The sequence below is a fragment of the Wolbachia endosymbiont (group A) of Urophora cardui genome (assembly GCF_964028435.1).
Lineage (GTDB): Bacteria > Pseudomonadota > Alphaproteobacteria > Rickettsiales > Anaplasmataceae > Wolbachia.
Map to the genome: position 1 here is coordinate 33,911 of NZ_OZ034774.1, position 19,667 is coordinate 53,577.

At 34.9% G+C, this 19,667-nt stretch carries 17 protein-coding genes, 1 tRNA gene, 1 other RNA gene and 2 pseudogenes; 16 read left to right on the forward strand and 5 right to left on the reverse strand.

The window, feature by feature from the left end; all coding sequences use genetic code 11:
• Positions 1-66 precede the first annotated feature (66 nt).
• Both ABWU38_RS00210 and ABWU38_RS00215 read right to left on the reverse strand, forming a co-directional pair.
• Positions 67-1,082, reverse strand: a pseudogene (locus tag ABWU38_RS00210) (IS110 family transposase).
• A gap of 453 nt (positions 1,083-1,535) precedes the next feature.
• Entirely contained in the window at positions 1,536-2,495 is a 960-nt protein-coding gene (locus ABWU38_RS00215; protein ID WP_353272271.1) for an IS5 family transposase, read from the reverse strand.
• Positions 2,496-2,669: 174 nt separating this feature from the next.
• On the opposite strand from ABWU38_RS00215, the gene ABWU38_RS00220 reads away from it, so the two are divergent.
• From ABWU38_RS00220 to petA, 4 genes are all read left to right on the forward strand, one after another.
• Positions 2,670-3,545, forward strand: coding sequence for a tetratricopeptide repeat protein (locus ABWU38_RS00220; RefSeq protein ID WP_353272272.1), 876 nt, complete (start codon positions 2,670-2,672; stop codon positions 3,543-3,545).
• Positions 3,546-3,626: 81 nt separating this feature from the next.
• Positions 3,627-3,699: transfer RNA gene (locus ABWU38_RS00225), tRNA-Val, on the forward strand.
• 52 nt (positions 3,700-3,751) lie between these two features.
• A complete protein-coding gene (gene gyrA / locus ABWU38_RS00230) occupies positions 3,752-6,460 on the forward strand; it encodes a DNA gyrase subunit A (protein ID WP_353272273.1) in 2,709 nt (902 codons plus the stop codon).
• A gap of 86 nt (positions 6,461-6,546) precedes the next feature.
• Complete coding sequence (gene petA / locus ABWU38_RS00235; RefSeq protein WP_353272274.1) at positions 6,547-7,146, forward strand: ubiquinol-cytochrome c reductase iron-sulfur subunit; 600 nt, start codon at positions 6,547-6,549, stop codon at positions 7,144-7,146.
• Positions 7,147-7,155: 9 nt separating this feature from the next.
• Here petA and priA read toward each other — a convergent pair whose 3' ends face one another.
• The gene (priA, locus tag ABWU38_RS00240; protein WP_353272275.1) at positions 7,156-9,159 is read right to left on the reverse strand and encodes a primosomal protein N'; all 2,004 of its coding nucleotides are present in this window, start codon (positions 9,157-9,159) and stop codon (positions 7,156-7,158) included.
• A gap of 100 nt (positions 9,160-9,259) precedes the next feature.
• On the opposite strand from priA, the gene ABWU38_RS00245 reads away from it, so the two are divergent.
• Positions 9,260-10,159 (forward strand): DnaJ domain-containing protein, encoded by a 900-nt coding sequence (locus tag ABWU38_RS00245; RefSeq protein WP_353272276.1) that lies wholly within the window; start codon positions 9,260-9,262, stop codon positions 10,157-10,159.
• A 9-nt stretch (positions 10,160-10,168) separates the two neighbouring features.
• On the forward strand, positions 10,169-10,693 hold the full coding sequence (locus ABWU38_RS00250) for a hypothetical protein (RefSeq protein WP_353272277.1): 525 nt from the start codon (positions 10,169-10,171) through the stop codon (positions 10,691-10,693).
• Between the two features lie 347 nt (positions 10,694-11,040).
• Here ABWU38_RS00250 and ABWU38_RS00255 read toward each other — a convergent pair whose 3' ends face one another.
• Positions 11,041-11,238, reverse strand: coding sequence for a hypothetical protein (locus tag ABWU38_RS00255; protein ID WP_253309883.1), 198 nt, complete (start codon positions 11,236-11,238; stop codon positions 11,041-11,043).
• A 211-nt stretch (positions 11,239-11,449) separates the two neighbouring features.
• On the opposite strand from ABWU38_RS00255, the gene ABWU38_RS00260 reads away from it, so the two are divergent.
• Positions 11,450-12,091, forward strand: coding sequence for a hypothetical protein (locus tag ABWU38_RS00260; protein WP_353272278.1), 642 nt, complete (start codon positions 11,450-11,452; stop codon positions 12,089-12,091).
• 125 nt (positions 12,092-12,216) lie between these two features.
• On the opposite strand, the pseudogene ABWU38_RS08380 reads toward ABWU38_RS00260, so the two are convergent.
• Positions 12,217-12,404 (reverse strand): annotated as a pseudogene (locus ABWU38_RS08380) (hypothetical protein); the annotation flags it as partial.
• 311 nt (positions 12,405-12,715) lie between these two features.
• On the opposite strand from ABWU38_RS08380, the gene ssrA reads away from it, so the two are divergent.
• The 9 genes from ssrA (at position 12,716) to ispG (ending at position 19,586) form a co-directional block, all read left to right on the forward strand.
• Positions 12,716-13,051: a transfer-messenger RNA gene (gene ssrA, locus ABWU38_RS00265) on the forward strand.
• Between the two features lie 22 nt (positions 13,052-13,073).
• Entirely contained in the window at positions 13,074-13,511 is a 438-nt protein-coding gene (locus ABWU38_RS00270; RefSeq protein WP_265016675.1) for a ClpXP protease specificity-enhancing factor SspB, read from the forward strand.
• A gap of 214 nt (positions 13,512-13,725) precedes the next feature.
• Positions 13,726-13,947: a hypothetical protein gene (locus ABWU38_RS00275; protein WP_353272279.1), complete on the forward strand. Its 222-nt coding sequence runs from the start codon at positions 13,726-13,728 to the stop codon at positions 13,945-13,947.
• On the forward strand, positions 13,928-14,239 hold the full coding sequence (locus ABWU38_RS00280; RefSeq protein WP_264687877.1) for a type II toxin-antitoxin system RelE family toxin: 312 nt from the start codon (positions 13,928-13,930) through the stop codon (positions 14,237-14,239). Before ABWU38_RS00275 ends, ABWU38_RS00280 begins: the two co-directional genes overlap by 20 nt.
• Positions 14,240-14,381: 142 nt before the next feature.
• A complete protein-coding gene (locus tag ABWU38_RS00285; protein ID WP_006279515.1) occupies positions 14,382-14,660 on the forward strand; it encodes a YggT family protein in 279 nt (92 codons plus the stop codon).
• Positions 14,661-16,784, forward strand: a complete 2,124-nt coding sequence (locus ABWU38_RS00290) for an FtsK/SpoIIIE family DNA translocase (protein WP_253309907.1) — start codon at positions 14,661-14,663, stop codon at positions 16,782-16,784.
• A 154-nt stretch (positions 16,785-16,938) separates the two neighbouring features.
• Positions 16,939-17,463 carry a GAS domain-containing protein gene (locus ABWU38_RS00295; RefSeq protein ID WP_253309908.1) on the forward strand — a complete coding sequence of 175 codons (525 nt, stop codon included), beginning with the start codon at positions 16,939-16,941 and terminating at the stop codon, positions 17,461-17,463.
• A 196-nt stretch (positions 17,464-17,659) separates the two neighbouring features.
• Positions 17,660-18,280 (forward strand): TRP75-related protein, encoded by a 621-nt coding sequence (locus tag ABWU38_RS00300; RefSeq protein ID WP_253309909.1) that lies wholly within the window; start codon positions 17,660-17,662, stop codon positions 18,278-18,280.
• A gap of 25 nt (positions 18,281-18,305) precedes the next feature.
• Complete coding sequence (gene ispG, locus ABWU38_RS00305) at positions 18,306-19,586, forward strand: flavodoxin-dependent (E)-4-hydroxy-3-methylbut-2-enyl-diphosphate synthase (protein ID WP_264687879.1); 1,281 nt, start codon at positions 18,306-18,308, stop codon at positions 19,584-19,586.
• Positions 19,587-19,667 lie beyond the last annotated feature (81 nt).

The window sequence follows — 19,667 nt, forward strand, 5'->3', positions numbered from 1 at the left end:
AACATTCAATAAATTTGTGTAAGATACCACTTTACATAAGATAGATGATAGGAAGCATTTTTGATTTTAAAGTACTAAACCTTCAGTCAACCTCCTAGCCCTGTAGTTTTTGATATGGTTAGGATCAAAAGCACTTTTGGATGTCAGAATACCGAAAATGATATGGAGTAGCTTACGCATTGCAGCACCAACGATGGCCATATTATGCTTACCCTTTTCCTTTAATCTTTGGCAAAAGCTCATAATGATAGGATTGTGATTCTTAGCTACTATGGCAGGAAAGAAAAGTGCCTTACGTAATGTTTGTGAACCGGATTTACTTAATCTGGGTTTGGCATATACAGAGGAACCTGACGTCATATTTCGTGGTATAACTCCTGTATATGCTGCCAATTGCCTGGCATCTCTAAAAACCTCTATATCAGAAACTTCAGCTAAAATAGCTATTGCTGATTCTTCTCCTATGCCTGGAATAGTCAATAGAAGTTGAAAATTTTCCAACAATTCTTTGTGTTGATTTAATAGTTCACGTACGGAGTTTTTTATTGTTTCTATTTTTTGAGCTATATTCATTGCAAGGTCTTCCCAAGCATTTGCAACTTCTTTAGGCAGTCTCTCTTTTTTTTCTAAGTGGTTATTTACTAATGTTAACTCATCTTTTAACGCAACTGAGCAACGATAAAGATGTTTTAATTTTTTCATTTCAGGAGAAGGTGGTGTCCAACTAGAAGGTTCCTGTCTTTGGCAATAATCAGCAATAACTTCTGCATCGGTCTGATCATTCTTTTGTCGTATCAGCTTACTCCTTGCATAAGATTTTATGCAATAAGGATTTACAACACTTACAAAATGTCCAGCATTGTGTAGAAATTCAGCCAGTGCTTCGCTATAACAACCAGTAGATTCCATGCAGGTTTTTACTTTTTCTACATTATGTTTGTGTAGAAAATTCAGTAGACTTTGAAACCATCGTTCTTAAAGCTTCTTTTTCTAGTTTCACGCTTTCCTTTTTTGCTTATAAATGAGAGAAAAACATCAAAGCGATCTTTTGATATATCTATGCCCAAAAAGTTGTTGATCATATATAACCCCATACGTTACCATTAAAAATGAAAAGTAAGGCTAGTCTTGTGAATACAGAATTAGAACCATTCAGGTCTTTCTACGATACCGTCCAGCCTATACTTTTGAGAAGGGAATTCTTATCTCCTCTACAGATTTTATATCTAAGAAGAAGCACAGAGTTCCTCCCTTCTCCACCTAATGCTTAAGCTTAAAACATTAGATGCTTTTGACAAGATACAAGTAGAAGGCTACTTAGATAGCAGGGAGGAGCTACTTGAATGACGGTTCTTATCGTCGGTAAACTTAGAGCCATAATAACTATTTGCCTTTTTTCTACTTAAGTTTGGGTTATGCAAGAAGTCTAATAGAGCGAAATATGGAAGACAAAAGATAAGTGCATTCTACGCAGCATCGCTAATTAATAATGGCTTTGTTGCATAGCACTGATAGGCATGTAAATCACAGTGAATTTACGCAGCTAATTTAAATTTAGCCATACCTATATCAGTAAATTTGTTCAATAAGTAGCACTTAATTAACAGCTCTTTTTCACGATTTACCTCTGATTTATTTTTCAAGCCAAACCCAAATATTTGCTTCAACCTATAGAAAAAGACTTCAATATAAGACCGTGCTCCATACTTAACTTTTTTCTTCCATTCATTAATACCATCTTCATAATTCTCATATGACCTAATTCTACTAATATACTTGTTTCTTTCTGATAAGTAGTCAGCTAAACAAATTTTAGTATCCTTCCTAGGGCGAATAATAGGCACAATATTGTATTTTCTGCATTCTTTATACACACTTTTTATATCATAAGCCGCATCTGCTCGAATAGAACAAATGTTATATTTATCACTGACTTCTTCTAACATATCGCAGACCGGCAAATAGTCTACAGCAACACCACTAGTGTAGTTCATGCTTATTGCTTTCTTATCATTTATGTTTAAAACAACATGTAATTTTCTTACTTGACCATAACCACTGTATTTTCTTTTTCGAATATTAAGCTTACTATGCCCACCGTTCTTATTGTAGATACTAACTCTAGTGCTATCTACGGCAATTTCAACATTTTCCAGATCATCTTTATTGCTTCTATGGTCATCAATCTTCAAATTAAGCTTTTTAAATCTTCTGGAAGCTTGTGTATAGCTGATAATCTTAAGTTTTTTGCCTATTTGTACCATATAACCTTTTACAAAACCTACAGCTTGTCTCAAGCCAATTCTAAAAAGATGAACTATTATGTGTATTAAAATTACAACTTTATCACTATAAGTGTTATTGCCACCTGCAACTTTTGGACTATTTTCATACCAATTTTCTATGGCTTGATTAACAAAATGAAAAACATTTCCTCTTTTTTTGAGAAACTCGTTATATTCTCTTTGGTTACTTACTCTCATTTTTTGTGGCATAAGTTGTACTTGTTTGAAAAATGCCTATTTTACAACAAAATGCGTTAGTAGCCATATATTAAAAAGCTTTTCTTCTTACAATAACCTCAACCAACACTAGCTATGCAACAAAGCCATTAATAATATCTTTATTATTGTATGAGATAGGTAATTTAGCATTTATGAATTTGTAATGTGTTACGCATAGCTCAAAGAAATAAGGTTTACTGGTTACACACTGCAGCCAATGCCACAACACTAGGATCTATGTTTGTCTGCATGTTAATTTGCGTTGTGATTTTATGGAGGTCTTCTGTTACCTATGCTAGTGAAAATTTGGAGATACAGAAGGCCTTTGATAGTGTTGTCAAGCATATAAAAGCTGATAAAAAGTATAAAGATCTTGATGTTATTGAGAGAAAAAGTGACAAATTTAATATCAAAATTGCGCAGAATTCTGGCAAGAGTTTTGACATATACTCTACTTTAAAAAAAGCAAAAGATTCCTTTGAGTCAGGAGATAATGAAACAGCTATTTCTCTCCTTAATCAGATCATCACAAAGTTTCCTTATCATAAAAATGCTTTAATTGGATTGGGAAATATTTATTACGCTAATAAAGAATACAAAAAAGCTGTAGAGATTTACACAAGACTGTTAAAAGAATACCCTAGTAACCCTTACATATTAAAAAATTTTCTGACGATAATCTCACAATATGATCCTGATCTGGCGTTGAGTGAAATGTTGAAATTGTATGATATACATAAAAATTATGCTCCTTTATTAGCAAATTTAGGTCTGATTTATATGAAAAAGGAGGATTATGTAAAAGGTAAAGAGTATATGACAACTGCTATTTCCCTTGATGAAAACAATATTTTTTATACCTATAATTTAGCTGTTATTCTAGATAAACTTTCAGATTTTAAAAATGCTACAATATTCTACTTAAAGTTGTTGAACATGGCTACAACTTCGAAAGATGTGAGTGAAAAAATACCTTTATACAAAGTGACAGCAAGACTAAAATTTATAAAACTCCACAGCACGCACCCAAAGATTTCATAAAAGCTTATAGCTTACCTAAATCTAATTTATCGCTATTTTTGTTTACAATAATAATATTGAGCTATAGAATTACATCTAAAGGGGCAATTAGCTCAGCTGGTAGAGCATCTCGTTTACACCGAGGAGGTCGGCAGTTCAAGTCTGTCATTGCCCATTTGCTTAACTGAATGTTAATATTATTAATTACTTCAATCAAAATATAGAAAATGCAGGATAATATAGTACCAATCTCAATAGTAAAAGAGCTGGAAGATTCTTATCTCTCCTACGCAATGAGCGTTATCATAAGCCGGGCTATACCTGACGTGCGAGATGGATTTAAACCTGTTCATAGGCGCATATTATATGCAATGTCAAGGGCTGGATACGATGCTGGTAAGCCATATAAAAAGGCGGCTCGTATAGTAGGGGATATAATGGGGAAATATCACCCACATGGTGATGCAGCTATTTACGATTCCTTGGTTAGAATGGCCCAAGATTTCTCTCTTCTTTTACCACTTGTTGATGGACAAGGTAACTTTGGTTCGATAGACGGAGATCCACCCGCTTCGATGCGATATACAGAAGCAAGGCTTCACAAAGTGTCGCACTTCTTACTAAATGATATTGACGAAGATACAGTTGATTTTAGGCTAAACTATGATGGAAATGAAACAGAGCCTGTTGTACTGCCTGCAGAATTTCCGAATCTATTGGTAAATGGTGCAAGCGGTGTTGCAGTTGGTATGGCAACCAATATTCCTTCTCATAACCTTGGAGAAATAATAGATGCTTGTATGTTATATATAGATAATCCTGAAGTTACTTTGGATGAGTTACTTGAAGTGATGCCAGGGCCGGATTTCCCAACTGGGGGAACGATTCTTGGAAGGTCTGGAATAAGATCAGCATTTGCAACGGGTCGTGGATCAATTGTTGTGCAAGGCAAGACTCACATGGAAGACCTGCCACAAGATAGGCAAGCAATAGTGATTGATGAAATACCTTACCAGGTAAATAAAGTAAAATTAATTGAGAAGATAGGTGAGCTTGTAAAAGAAAAAAGAATTGATGGCATAACAGAAATTAGGGATGAGTCTGATAAGTCTGGTATTAGAGTAGTAATTGACCTCAGAAGAAATGCTGAAGCAAGTTTTATACTTAATCAAATATTGGGACTAACTCCACTAAGAAGTAGTTTTAGTGTTAACACTTTAGTCCTCAACAACAACAGGCCTGCTTTGATGTCATTAAAAGAAATCATAGCTGCTTTTGTTGATTTTAGAAAAGAAGTATTAATCAGGAGAACAGAATTTCGTCTAAGAAAAACGAGGGAAAAAGCTCATATATATATAGGGCTCTACATTGCGGTCTTGAGCATAGATGAAGTGATAAAAATCATCCGTGGTGCAAAAGATCCTGCGGAAGCAAGTAGAGAACTTTTAAATAAAGAATGGAAAACTTCAGCTGAGATAAACACAATTATTGGATTAATCTCAGACAGCACAAGCTTTTTGAAAGACGGAGTGTATAGATTAACTGAGCTGCAAACGAAAGCTATTCTTGACATGAAATTGCAACGTTTAACAGGCCTTGAAAAAGACAAATTAGAAGCTGAGCTAAGTTCAATGATCAACCTGATAAAAGAATATATCGCTTTTCTTGGCTCAGGAGAGAAGTTGATGAAAGAAATAAAAAACAATCTACAAGAAATAAAGAACAGATTTGCTGTGCCGCGAAAAACTTCAATAGAGGAATCAGATACGGACATTGAAGCTGAAGATCTAATTCCACAAGAGGATATGGTGATAACCGTAACTATGAATGGTTATATCAAGCGTGTGAAGCTTTCTCATTATAGAACTCAGCGTCGTGGTGGAAAAGGAAAGCTAGGACAAGGATTAAAAGAAGAGGATGTAACCACAAAATTATTTGTTGGGAATACCCACACTAGCCTTTTATTCTTTTCTAATATTGGCCGAGTTTATAGATTAAAAGTTTATAAGTTACCTCTTGCAGAGCCAACTGCACGTGGAAGAGCACTTGTTAATATATTCCCGCTTAGCGATGGTGAAACTATAACTAATATAATGCCATTACCAAGTGAAAATGACGAAAATCAAAACATAGTTTTTGCTACTGCTCATAGGAACATAAGGCGCAACTCTTTAGCGGATTTTCACTATATTCCAAGCAATGGAAAAATAGCAATCAAGCTCGATGAAGGAGATAAGTTAATATCAGTTAAAGTATGCAATGAAATTGATCATGTTTTTCTTTCAACAAGATTCGGCAAAAGTATCAGATTTGTTGTAAGTGATGTGCGTCAATTTAAAAGTCGCAATTCAGATGGCGTAAGAGGTATCAAACTTGCAAAGAATGACAGCGTGATATCCATGACCATATTAAATGGGATAGGTGTAGCAACAGAAACAAAAGAACTTTACTTAAAAGTTCCACTTGCAAAAAGACTGGGGACTGCAATTAATAACTCCATTGATTCTAAATTGGAAAAGACTTTGAATGATTTAGGAATAGATAACGAATTGTTCTTAAAACTTGCAGTGAATGAGGAGTTTATATTAACTATTACCGAAAATGGCTTTGGTAAAAGAACTTCTGCGTATGAGTATAGAATAACTAACAGGGGTGGTGTTGGTATCACCAATATTCTTACTACCAACAGAAACGGTAATGTTGTTGCTAGTTTTCCAGTTGAGCAGGGTGATAATATCATGCTTATTACAGATAAAGGAAAGTTAATTCGTATTTCAGTAAATGATATCAGAATTGCAGGACGTAGCACTCAAGGAGTCACTCTGTTTAAAACAGAGAGTAGAGAAAAGGTGGTGTCAGTAGCGAAAATTGAAGATCCTGATTCCACTGAAGATAGTATTTCTGAAGTTGAAAACTCTATCTCTTCTCAACTGTAGTACAGGTTAAACAAAAAGCGCAAGTTTTTGTTGATTAATACGCAGTATTTAATTTAAAATATATACTTATGGCTAAGTAGAGATCAATGGACAAAAATTTAACTAAAAATAAAAAACCACTGGCAAATAAAGAGGATAAAAAAACACCTCCTGTTAAAGATCTTACTAAAAATAAGAGTAGGAGAGATTTTATAACATTAACTACATGCGCTATGGCAGGTATAGGAGCTGCAAGTGGACTTTGGCCACTGATTAAGTCTATGAATCCTTCTGCTGAAGTTTTAGCAACTTCCACAGTGGAGGTGAATTTGTCTGGAATTCAGGAAGGACACGGAGTAAAAGTAAAGTGGCAAGGTAAACCAGTATTCATTCGTAGACGCACAAAGCAAGAAATTGAGGCTGCAAGAGCTGTGAATGTGAAGAGCTTGAGGGATCCTCAATTAGATGAGCAGAGAGTATACGAAGGAAAAGATGAATGGTTAATCATGATCGGAATATGTACACATCTTGGGTGTGTGCCGATTGATCACGCTACAAAAGATGGTAACGGTTGGTTCTGCCCTTGCCACGGTTCATATTATGACACATCAGGCCGAGTAATTGGGGGACCTGCACCAAAAAATATGGTTGTACCTGATTATTTTTTTCCCAGTGAGAATGTTGTGGTAATTGGCAAGAAGGCTTAACGGAACTCGTTAAAAAAAACTCACAGGATCAACATCTATTATCACTGCAATACTCGAATTCAAGTTACAATTTTTAATCCAACATTTCAGCTTCTTTTGTATAGATAGACTGTGCTTATTGTGTATTTTTAGCAACACCCTATACCGATACTTATTATTTAAGAAATTTATTGCTGCTGGTGATGGACCAAGAATTTCAAATTCCTTTTTGTCTGCACTTACATTTTTTTCCTGAATACAAGTAGTTGAGCTACTTGTATGACAGAGAAGAGATTTTACTATTTCATTCGCTGCTTTTTGTGTCGCAATCTGATTCTTACCACAAATTATAAGCGCTATTAATCTGCTAAATGGTGGCATTTTGGCTTCGCTTCTTGACTTAAGTTCAATTTCATAAAATGAGTCCCTTTTTTGATGTAGCAATGCTTTTATTATTGAACTTTCAGGATTATTGGTTTGCACTATTACCATTCCTTTTTCATTGAACCTTCCTGACCTGCCTGCAACTTGGTGCAACAATTGATACGTCTTTTCTGCTGCTCTTAAATCAGAATTTTCGAGACTCAAATCTGCATTCATTACTCCAACCAAAGTTAATTTAGGAAAATTGTGCCCCTTAGCAATTATTTGTGTGCCGATTATAATGTTCACCTCTTCTTTCAGTACCAAGTCAATTACGTTACTAACCGACTTCTGATCGCTGCTTATCATCGCAGTTTTTGCGTTTGGTATTAATTTCACCATTTCTTCAAGTAACCTTTCAATTCCTACGCCATAAAGGGAAAATGACTGTTCACTCTGGCAATCAGAGCATTTTTCTGGGAGTTTTAATTGATAAGAGCAATGATGGCACAAAAGAGCATTTTTTTTCTTGTGATATGTAAGCCAAACAGCACAATTTAAGCAGGAAATTTTATATCCACACTTTTTACAAACTGCCAGTTGTGCATACCCTCGGCGGTTTAAAAAGAGCATAACCTGCTGTTTTTTCTCTATGGTTTGTTTGATGCTTTCAAAAAGCTCAGAGGAGATCCATTGCTTGTTGTTCCTCATATCTACTACTTTAATGAGTGGCAATTCTGCACCACCGAATCGCTTGGTTAGCTTTACATGATTATAATTCCCGCTTTTAACATGATGAATCGTTTCAAGCAGTGGAGTTGCTGATGATAAAATAATCGGAATATTTTCAAATTTGGCTAAGATTATCGCCATATCTCGAGCATTATATATAATTCCCTGTTCTTGTTTAAAAGATGAGTCGTGCTCTTCATCAATGATAATCAATTTTAGGTTTTTATAAGGCAAAAAAAGCGCTGACCGTGCACCAATAATTATCTGCGCATTTCCACTTGCTATATTGAGCCAATTATTCCGGCGAGTTTTTGGAGTGAGCCCTGAGTGCCATTCAGCTAAGTTTTTTGATATCTGACCGCGAACACGATTTACCAATTGTGAAGTTAAAACAATTTCAGGCAAGAGGATTAAAATTTGTGCACTGTTTACAGTTTCTACCAATTTTGCAATTGCGGATAAGTAAACTTCCGTTTTTCCAGATCCTGTCTCACCGTCAAGCAAAGTCACTGAATACTCATTCAAACTGCTTATTATTTTATCGCTAGCTATCTGCTGTTCAGGGTTTAATTGGCAACTTATTTCACTTATTTCCTGCTTCTGCTTAGCACAAACCAATTTATCTATTTGGTTTACTTTTAACACTCCTCCCATTATCACTTTGGCAAGCATACCAATAGGTATTAAGTTGTATTGCGCAACCCACTCTGCAAATGTAATCAATTTTGGTCTAATATTTGGTAAATCGATTTTTTGCTCAATAAATTTTAATGCTCGACCACTCTTGTCACTATATTTCCAAACTATTCCGATCAAGCGTTTTTTGCCAAATGGCACCACTACGTAATCTCCAAGTAAAATCTCAGTATTTTCCTCAATTGCATACGAAAATAACTGATCAATTGGAAGTGGTAGTAATACATCAACTGTTCTTGTCATAGCAGCCTAAGTTTAGCACTGTTTTGAAAATATTCGTTTGATTTTTGTGGATTAAACTGGTATAGTATTATACTAAATTAATTTGATTGGGGGAGTGAGTATGATTCCAAAAATACGTAAAGAGGCATTCAAAGTATTAGGATTGTCAGAGAGTGCAAGCACAAAAGAGATTAGGAAGGCATATTGCAAGCTTGCATTGAAATGGCATCCCGACAAATGGTCAGATAAAAGCCAAGAAGAGCAAAAGACAGCAACAGAAAAGTTTAAAGAAATATCAGTAGCATATAAAATATCAATAGGCGAGATGACTGAAGAATTCATTAGCAAACAGCCTAATGATGATTGGATTGACAACTTGGCTGAATATTTTGAAAACTGGGCAAAAGAATTTCTTAGAGAGCGCTACGGCTCACATCTAAGTGAAGAAGAGGTTGATTTATTTAAGGCTCTTGATGATAAAGATCTAGCCAAGACAAAAATTTTGTTAGAAAAAGTCAAAAATATCAATTCACAAACCAGACCTTTTGATTCATGGACTGGGGAGTCAATATTGCACTACATTGTAAAAAATTCCTGCAGCAATTTTGAATCAGGTTGGATAGAGCTACTTGAAGAAGTTTTATCAAAGTATAGCGCTAACAATTCAATATCAGCTCATAATAGCAGTGTCGAGCTATGCTCACAACTTAACGCAATAGATGTTAATATTTTGATGGAAGGTATTGGCACCCCTTTATATATTGCATGTGATCTAGGTAATCTTGATGTCATAAGTATGCTTCTAAAGCATGGAGCAGATCCTAATACATGTAGTGTATCTGAATTTACACCGCTGTATTATGCTCTAGAAAAAAGCAAAAATGATGTTGTTAAGGTACTGTTTGAACACGGTGCTGAAATTGGTGTAGGTTCTGTAGAAGAAAAGTTAATTATCGGCAATATTACAAAATATAGTCAGAGTACAGTAGAAATGCTTTTACCGTATGCATCTAATAGGTAAAAAAGTAAGATGTTACAATGTATTGCTTACAGTGATAGTGTGGAAACTGATCATGATATTGAAATTGCAAAATTACTATTGAAGGCAGACGCTGACCCTAAATTTTGTGGTCAAGAAGAAAAGGGGGAGTCAAACGCCAGTGCATCATGTTGGGCCGACTTTAAAAAGAAAAGTAAGCTTGTAAAATTATTTAATGAACACAAAGAAAAAGCAACTAACAATAACTTACATACAGTGGAAAAGCAAAGTGCTCAGCCACCTATAACAGATAATAAGAATCATCATTCTCCACAAAAACAAGCTTCAGGAATTTCCCCAAGAGTTATAGGCTTAGCATTATTATTTGGTGCTGTAGGAGCCACACTAGCTGCAATAGGAATTATACCTGAGATTGTTGCTATTGGAGTAGTTGCAACTGCTGTATTATTAGGAATTGCAGGTGCAGCATTAGGTGGTATAGTAGGGTATCTTACAGACATAACAGTAAACAAATGTTGTAATAGTGAAGCTGTTAGCTGCATAACTAACAACTAATGTCATTCAAATAGCTCGTCTAGGCATGTTTTTTTTCTGGATTCTATAGTATTTTCTAAAACGAATGATAAACGTCTAAAATGGTATTACCAACTAAAAGGTGTAAGTCTGTACATTGATGCATTAGAGGTCTGAGGCGACTTTTGATGGTGTGCCAACAATGCTCTATCGGATTTAGATCTTACTATTACCCACAAATATAAATGTTTGTTGCATAGCTCTTAATGGCATAACTTTTGCTTGAAATAACTGTTTATATGGTGCAATTTACAGCTTTTAGTTGCTAAAATTATAACTCTTAGTTTAATAATTTTAATCCAATAAGCTTTCAGGTTAATAAAATTAAATTATTTGAGTAAATACAATACTATGTTTTTATTTGTGGGTAATAGTAAGTCTTTTACCCCATCGTTTTTTGCGATGAATTCAGCATATTTTTCCAACAGTTTTGCATCTAATTTATCGGTTTTTGCAAAGTGATTGCAGGCTTTTGCAAATGCATATGCCCGATTTGGGTGAGCTCTATGAACAGCTATGTTATACAACTTTATTACAAGTTTCTCATAACCTCCTGTTTACACATAACTTAACAAATACGTTAGCTTGTCTACCTATTTTGCCATTCTGCTGAACGGATACATCCGAGTAGCACATCCTTTACTTTGTAGGTATACTTTTTTTGACATGCGGTTATATCTTTTTTAATATAAAGGATATATACTTATGCATTATATATTTTTTTGTATGAGGAGTTATATGAAAATGAAGAGATTATGCGTTTTGGCTGTGTTGCTTACTTCATCTCTAGCAGGTGCAGCTAATAATAGTGCAAGCAAGTCAGAAGATCAGTACTATGCAGGTTTAAACTTTGGTGCTGGATGGGGTGGTGGCTTTGTAATGAAACCTAGCGTTGTTTTTGGTTATCATCATGACAAAAACTCTAAGTTTGAACTTGAGGTTCTTGCTAACATGAGTGATATTGCTAATAAGGATACAAGGAAAATAGGGGCTAGCTTATTGGCAAATTATCGTTATTACCCTGACCTTGATATTGATCCCGTTAAACTATATGTCAGTGGAGGTTTAGGAGGATACTTACAAGTAATACCTTTTGGCTTTGGTGAAGGTGGTAAAAGCAAAGATTCAAAACCTCAAGATCCAGGAGCTACCACTACTTCGAGTGCAGGTGAGGTTACTGGAGCTGCTGCAGAGGAGGCATCTGTAGTAGATAAAATACTGGGTTCTATTTCCTATAAACTGAAGGTCGGTGTTGATTATGAAATTGCTCCACAGATAGTTGGTGCAGTTGGTATTGCTGCAGGCGGGCAACTAAGTGGTATAAAAGCATTACAAATACCAGATGCAACTCTGGAGGTAGGAATACATTATAATTTTTAATGCTGCTAAATTGTAACTTAGTTCATAAAGGTAGAGACAATGTTGAGGATGAAATAAACAGCATTGAAAAAATCTGGAAATATATGAGATACTTTTCGAATATGGTTTTGAATGCTAACTATAGATTAAAAAAATAACAAGAAAAAGGGTAAACTCCAGTATTTGTAACCGTTCACGGATTGTGAGAATGAATAAGGAACTAGGTCCAAAGTGTGATGGTATGGATTTAGTATAAATAATTCAGGATGCTTGTGTCCACTGGTTACATATAAATTCATAAGGTTTTGAGAGTTTTGAGTCTTTTTGCGTAATATAACAAAGTTGTAAAGGTGTAACCATAATTCCTCCTTCGATGGCAATTTCTTATGTATCATACCATCACACTTTGGACCTAAGCACTCTGTTCAACAAGCTAGAACTGCTATATTTGAATACATAGAAATTTTTACAAAAAACAGCGTAGGCATTCTGCTATTAATTATTGCATTCCTGAACATTGTGATTCATTATTCTTTTTGTAAAAAATTTTCTTAACTTTCTCTCCACTTTTTCTGGGTAAGGTCACAGAATTTTTTACTGGAAATCTTAATTTTGTCTTAGCAATAAATCAACTTAAGGTCATAATATCTTGACATTTATTTAATGTTGCTATATAATAGCTATGTACATTTTGTGTACTATAGCAATAAAATCACCCTGTAATAGGTGTATTGGACCCGAGGGCAGTACTCGGCGCCTCCACCATATTTTTAATTTATATGGGGGCGAATAAGGATCGACATGCATAGTAAAGATGGTAGTTTTGCTCGGTTAGACACCACCGCTAAGAGTTCATAATTTAAATGCAAACGATAATTTTGCTGCTGAAGACAATGTTGCAATAGCTGCTTAATTTAAGCACTATAACTTCATTGCTATAAGCACGGTTCAGGGAACGCCGGGTAAAAGAAGTTCCCCAAAAATTTATGTATGTGAAAGTTATATGGAGCAAACAGATTACAAAAAATTGCTTAATTCTGCTAAGTTTCAAGTTATCAAAAAGACTTTAGATGTTATATCAGGTAATGGTTTTATCCCTCATTTAGAAATATTATTTTTCACATATTTTAATGGTGTAACCATGCCAGATCATTTGAAAAAGTCATACCCCACTCAAATGCTTATTATATTACAGCATCAATTCTATGATTTAAAAGTTTCTGAGGATAAATTTAGCGTCAGTTTGAGTTTTCAAGGAAAACAAGAGCGAATTACTATACCGTTTTTTGCTATTAGTGAGTTTCGTGATAAAATTTCAGGAGATGTTTTAATATTTGACAAAATCAGTATCGATTCTGATAAAGAATACAAAAGTGAAAAATGTACTGAAAAATTATCAAACGGTAGTATTATATCCATAGATCAACTGCGTGATGAGTAATTGCTCATCTTTGTAAACAAAAAATATTAATAGAAAAAAGTGGTCTAACTTAAGTAATAGAATAGAGGAATACTATCGTAGACAAATATGCTAAATCTTTAATTGTTTATTAACGCAGGTGGCAAAATTTTTCTTACATATCATCAACTTTCTTTATTGAAAAATTCAGAAAAATGTTGTAAAATAGTTGTGGTAGTAGGCTTCGGTAAAACTTATGGCAGATTCAGGAATTAGTGTAACTTTTGACCCAAAAACTTCGCAGCATCTTGTTGAACTAGCTAGAGCCACTAAGCAGTCTGTTCAAAAATTAACAGAAAAGCTAGTCAAGGAAGCAATCGAACTTGAAGCGGAAGATATTGCATTTTCCAAAATTATTAGGGAGTTAAATGCTGATGATGCAGAAGAAGTAGAGGATAGTGAAGACATCTGGAAATAAGCGATACACCATTAAATATCTAAAGCATGTTCTTAAAAGAAATTTGCCTTTCTTGCCGAAAGATGTAAAGCCAAGTATTAAAGACGCAATAAAAAAGTATCTTGAGATTGATCCTATTGGTAACGGTGTGTTGCTACGCAAGAGATTAAAGGGACATAGAAGAATAAAAGTTGCTGATGATTACCGTATTGTCTATCGTGTAAATACTGCAAAACGTATAGTAATTATTGTTTCAATAGGACACAGGGACAATATTTACAAGCAGGCAATATTGGACCTACTGAAACATTAAATATATTTTATACAGCCCTCCTTCCTCCTACCTTAGGTGCAGCTCAAAAAATGAAGTTTTTTTTGGTTCAGCAAAAACAACATTTTGAGTTTGAAAAGGCTAAATACTTGTCTTTATTATAACTTTCGTGTAATAGATATGCATGCATCCAATTATATATCTACTCAACACGTTACTTGATCTTTATAGCTTCATTCTAATATGTTGGGTTGTCTTAAACTGGCTGGTTAAACTTAATATGGTGAACATATATAATGAAACTGTCAGTAGCATAATGCACATCTTGAACCAATTGACATATCCACCACTAAAGATTATTAGAAGATATATACCACCGTTCAATGGATTAGATTTATCTATAATGATATTGCTAATAACAATTCACTTTGTAAAATATACAGTAGCTTACTACTTTAGGTAGATGTTAAAAAAATATCTAAAATCAGCAATATATCTATCCCTTTTAATATATGTATATATATCAGTTTTTAGCTACAACTATAAAGATCCTTCCTTAAACACGGCTACAAATAAGGAAGTGACAAATTTAGGTGGAATAGTAGGTTCATATTTAGCTGATATATTGGTTCAATTTCTTGGATTAACTAGTGTTACAATAGCTACAACCATAGTTTACTTGCTGATCTTCAGGCCAGCAAAAATACTGCTGAAAATTCTCTATTTAATATTAATCAATTTAGGGGTATGTGCTATATTACCACAACTTTCGCTAGGCATCACTGCAAGGTACAGACACAGTGGAATAATAGGGAATGCACTCGTTAATAACTGCCCATTTTATGTATTTGTGATAGTAACATCAATAGGTCTTGTAGGATCGGTTGGTTGGAAGAGAGCAATTTACTCTCTATTCTTCTTATGTAAAAAAATAGCTTGCTTATTTGTAAATGTTCCATTCTTCAGATCACATAAAACTGCTGAATATTCAGTTGCACCATTAGTAGTAGAAGAAAAACATAGAACTAAAATCACTACTAAACAACAACCAAAAGAAAGACAGAAAAAAGCTACCGAAGAAATTTTTAAACCTTCCAGTGAGTTCGAGTTTCCAAGCATTCATTTACTTTCTAAAGCAGAGGAGTCTTTGCAGAGAAAGCAGCTGAATGAAATGGAGAGCAATAAAAATTTATCTCTGCTGGAACAAGTCCTGAGTGATTTTGGCGTGCAAGGAAAAATTATCAGTGTATGCTATGGGCCGGTTGTGACTTTATACAAACTTGAACCACAAGCTGGTACGAAATCTGCAAGAGTAATTGGCCTTGCAGATGACATTGCACGTTCGATGAGTGCACTCTCTGCACGTATTTCAATAATTCGTGGGCAAAATGCTATGGGAATAGAGTTGCCGAACAAGGAACGAGAAATTGTAATGCTGCGTGATTTGCTTGAATCACCAGAATACCAGAATGCAAACTTAAATCTCCCAATTGCCCTTGGCAAAGAAATAAGTGGAAAACCAGTTATTGCAGATCTGACTAAAATGCCCCACTTGCTCGTTGCTGGAACCACAGGGTCGGGTAAATCAGTTGCGATTAACACTATGATTCTTTCGCTCGTTTATCGATTAAGTCCTGATGAATGTAAGATGATAATGATCGACCCAAAAATGCTTGAGCTTTCAATATATGATGCAATACCGCACCTAATGGCGCCAGTAGTAACAGAGCCAAAAAAGGCTGTTATCGCTCTTAAGTGGATAGTGAAAGAAATGGAAAATCGCTATCGCATGATGTCGTATTTAAATGTACGCAATGTAATAAACTATAACCAAAAAATCACAGAAGCGATGAATAGTGGAATAGAATTGGAGCGCGTTGTGCAGATTGGCTTTAACTCAACAACAGGCAAACCTTTGTTTGAAAAAATACCAATCAAGATGGAGACATTTCCGTATATTGTAGTGATCGTGGATGAAATGGCAGATTTGATGCTTGTTGCTGGCAAAGAGATAGAGTGCTCTATTCAACGTTTAGCTCAGATGGCTCGTGCTGCAGGAATACACATCATAATGGCAACACAACGCCCATCTGTGGATGTGATCACAGGTGTGATAAAGGCGAACTTTCCAACGAGAATCAGTTTTGCTGTTACTTCTAAGATAGATAGCCGTACAATACTTGGCGAACAAGGAGCTGAACAATTGCTCGGTATGGGTGATATGCTCTATATGGCCTCTGGTGGTAAGATCATTCGAGTTCACGGCCCATTTGTAAGTGATAATGAGGTGCAAGATATAGTTGATCATCTAAAAATGCAAGGTGAGCCAAATTATATGGAGGAAATCACCAAAGAAGATGAAAATTCTTCTGTGGAATCAGAAGGTGAAACAGAGGATGAAGAAAACGACCTCTACAATCAAGCAGTGGCCATCATTCAAAGAGATCAAAAAGTTTCAACCAGTTACATTCAGCGACAACTTAGAATAGGCTATAACAGAGCTGCAAATATTGTTGAAAGAATGGAAAAAGAAGGAATTGTCAGCTCTCCAAATTACTCAGGAAAGAGAGAGATATTGGTTGAATAGCAACCTTGTAATACATTAACTTAAGTTTTTGCACTTTCAAAAAGCAAGTAAAACAAAATTATTAAAAGATCAATACATAATGACAATTGATTTAATACTAATTTAAGTACTGAGAACGTACAATAGTAATATATTAATTAATTAGGGGGTAAAAATGTCAAATATTTTGAGTAATGCTTGGTATAGTTTGTCTGGCAATGACATAACAGACATAACAAAATTGCAGGAACAAGTAGAAGAACTAGAGAAGCTATTAGGAAACTTCAAAGGTTTGCCAGAACAAGTAACAGAACTGTCAGATAAATTCGGTGGTTTATCAGAAAGATTTACAGAGTTGTCAGGTAAATTTGACGGTTTGTCAACAGATCTATCAGATAAATTCAATGGTTTGCAAGAAAAGTTTACAGGCTTGCAAGAAAACTTCACAGGTTTAGAAGAAAAAGTGGAAACACTCACAGAAGCAGTAGCAGATCAAGAAAAAACACTACTAATTTGTGCCATAGTCAGTGCTGTTGCCGCAATAGCGATAACTTCTTTTGTTGCATTCTGTATCTATCAGGGAGTTAAGTGTGAAAGGGAGAAAGAAAAGAACTTGTCTAAAGATACACCAGACGCAAAACTTAATAATGTAGATGCTATCGATGGCAATGAAAAGAAGCATATGCAAATGCCAGACTAAGTTGCATAACACTCTTCTTGAGAAGGTGTTACGCAACTTGTAGCACCTTACTCTTCTCTTAGCCTATGTAGGTTTTTGATAGTAAGTATATCACTTTTTAGAAAAATATTTGTATTGTAAAGTTAGTAAAGATTCTGGTTTACTTAAAGTTTGTTAATTGCTATCTTTTAAAACACGATATTTACTATAGCACCATATGCTTAGGGTTTTTTCTAAAGTTTTGTTTATATTAATGTTTTTGGTTTCTAGCTTTTTTACTGTGCATAGTGCTGAAGCTAAATCTAAGCTCAGTAAGAGATACATACCTCCTGGTAACCCTGGTGGTGCAAACTTTCATACAGATGAGGATTTTGCTGAGTCATATAAACTGTATGAGAAGCGTAGGGAATTGCTCAAGAAAAAAAAGTCACAAGATCGAGCTATAAATAAAGAAGATCTAATCAAAAAATTAAAAGAGAAAAAAATTGCTAGTCTTGATAATGAGCCAAATGACATGGAAGCGTGCATAGTCGACGATGAAGAGAGCGCTATGATAAATCAGCATGGTATTAATATCGCACGTTTAAAGGGTGCTGTATTTATAGATCAAGAGCCAGTTTCCCAGTATGAAAGCGAGCAGCATGAAAGTGAACAACAAGAAGGGAAGAAAGTTACTTCAACACGAGAAAAAAAAGTTTCTCCTATAAATGTCACTATAAAAGAAAATCCATCAAGAAAAACGTGCTCACATGATTCTATTGCTAATTTGGATAACGTAGATGCTTATAGTTTGAATGGTTCGAGTTCATTTGGCAGCGTAGCTGACACAGTAAAATAGTATCACAATATTGGCCATTAATAATATGCTAGATAAAGACCTGATATTGAATGATGATGCATATGAATTATTGCCGATTTCCAGGCACAAAACTCATGTTGTGGAAGTTGGAAAAGTAAAGATAGGTGGAAATAATCCTATAGTTGTACAATCTATGGCGCTTGGCGTGCATATAGATTCTGATAATATAAAAAGTAGCGCAAAACATTATGCAAAAGAGATAACAGAACTAGCGCGTACAGGTTCAGAATTGGTGCGAATTGCCTTGAATTCAGAGGAAGTAGCAAGGGCAATACCTTATATAGTAGAAGAGATAAATAAAGAAGGTTTTGACGGTAAAATATTGGTAGGATGTGGTCAGTATGAGCTAGATAAATTAGTTCAAGATTATCCAGACAACATCAAAATGCTGGGTAAAATTAGGATAAACCCAGGCAATATAGGCTTTGGCGACAAACGTGATGAGAAGTTTGAAAGGGTTATAGAGTATGCAATAATGCACAATCTTCCGGTTAGAATTGGAGTAAATTGGGGTAGTCTTGATAAATACCTTTTGCAAAAATTGATGGATGAAAACTCTTCGCTTAGTAATTCAAGGCCTTCTGACGTTATACTGCGCAAAGCACTTGTAATGTCTGCTCTTGATAGTGCAAAAAAAGCTGAAGAAATTGGTCTAAATTCAAACAAAATAATCATTTCATGTAAAGTTAGCAAAGTACAAGATTTAATTTTAGTTTATATGGCACTTGCAAAATCTTCCAATTATGCACTACATTTGGGTTTAACTGAAGCTGGTATGGGCAATAAAGGTGTGGTAAATACCGCAGCAGGGCTTACTTATTTATTGCAAAATGGCATTGGAGATACAATACGGGCTTCTTTGACTCAACGTCCTGGTGAATCGCGTACTAATGAAGTGGTGGTGTGTCAGGAAATATTGCAGTCTATAGGCTTGCGACACTTTAACCCTCAGGTTAATTCATGTCCTGGTTGTGGGCGCACGAGTAGCGATCGTTTTCGTATATTAACTGAAGAGGTGAATGGCTATATAAAAACTCATATGCCGATGTGGAAGAAAAAAAATCCAGGTGTAGAGCATATGAGCATTGCTGTTATGGGATGCATAGTAAATGGTCCTGGAGAAAGCAAACACGCAAATTTGGGAATCAGCTTGCCTGGATATGGAGAAAAACCTGTTTCAGCAGTCTACAAAGACGGCAAATATTTCAAAACTTTACAAGGTGATAATGTCTCTGAAGAATTTAAGGTAATTATTGATAATTATGTGAAGGAGCATTACACGTAACCTTTCACGGTTAATTAATAGATAAATCGCAAATAAAAAAGAAAATTAAACCTTGTTTTTCTTTTTTCGCTATTAATATAT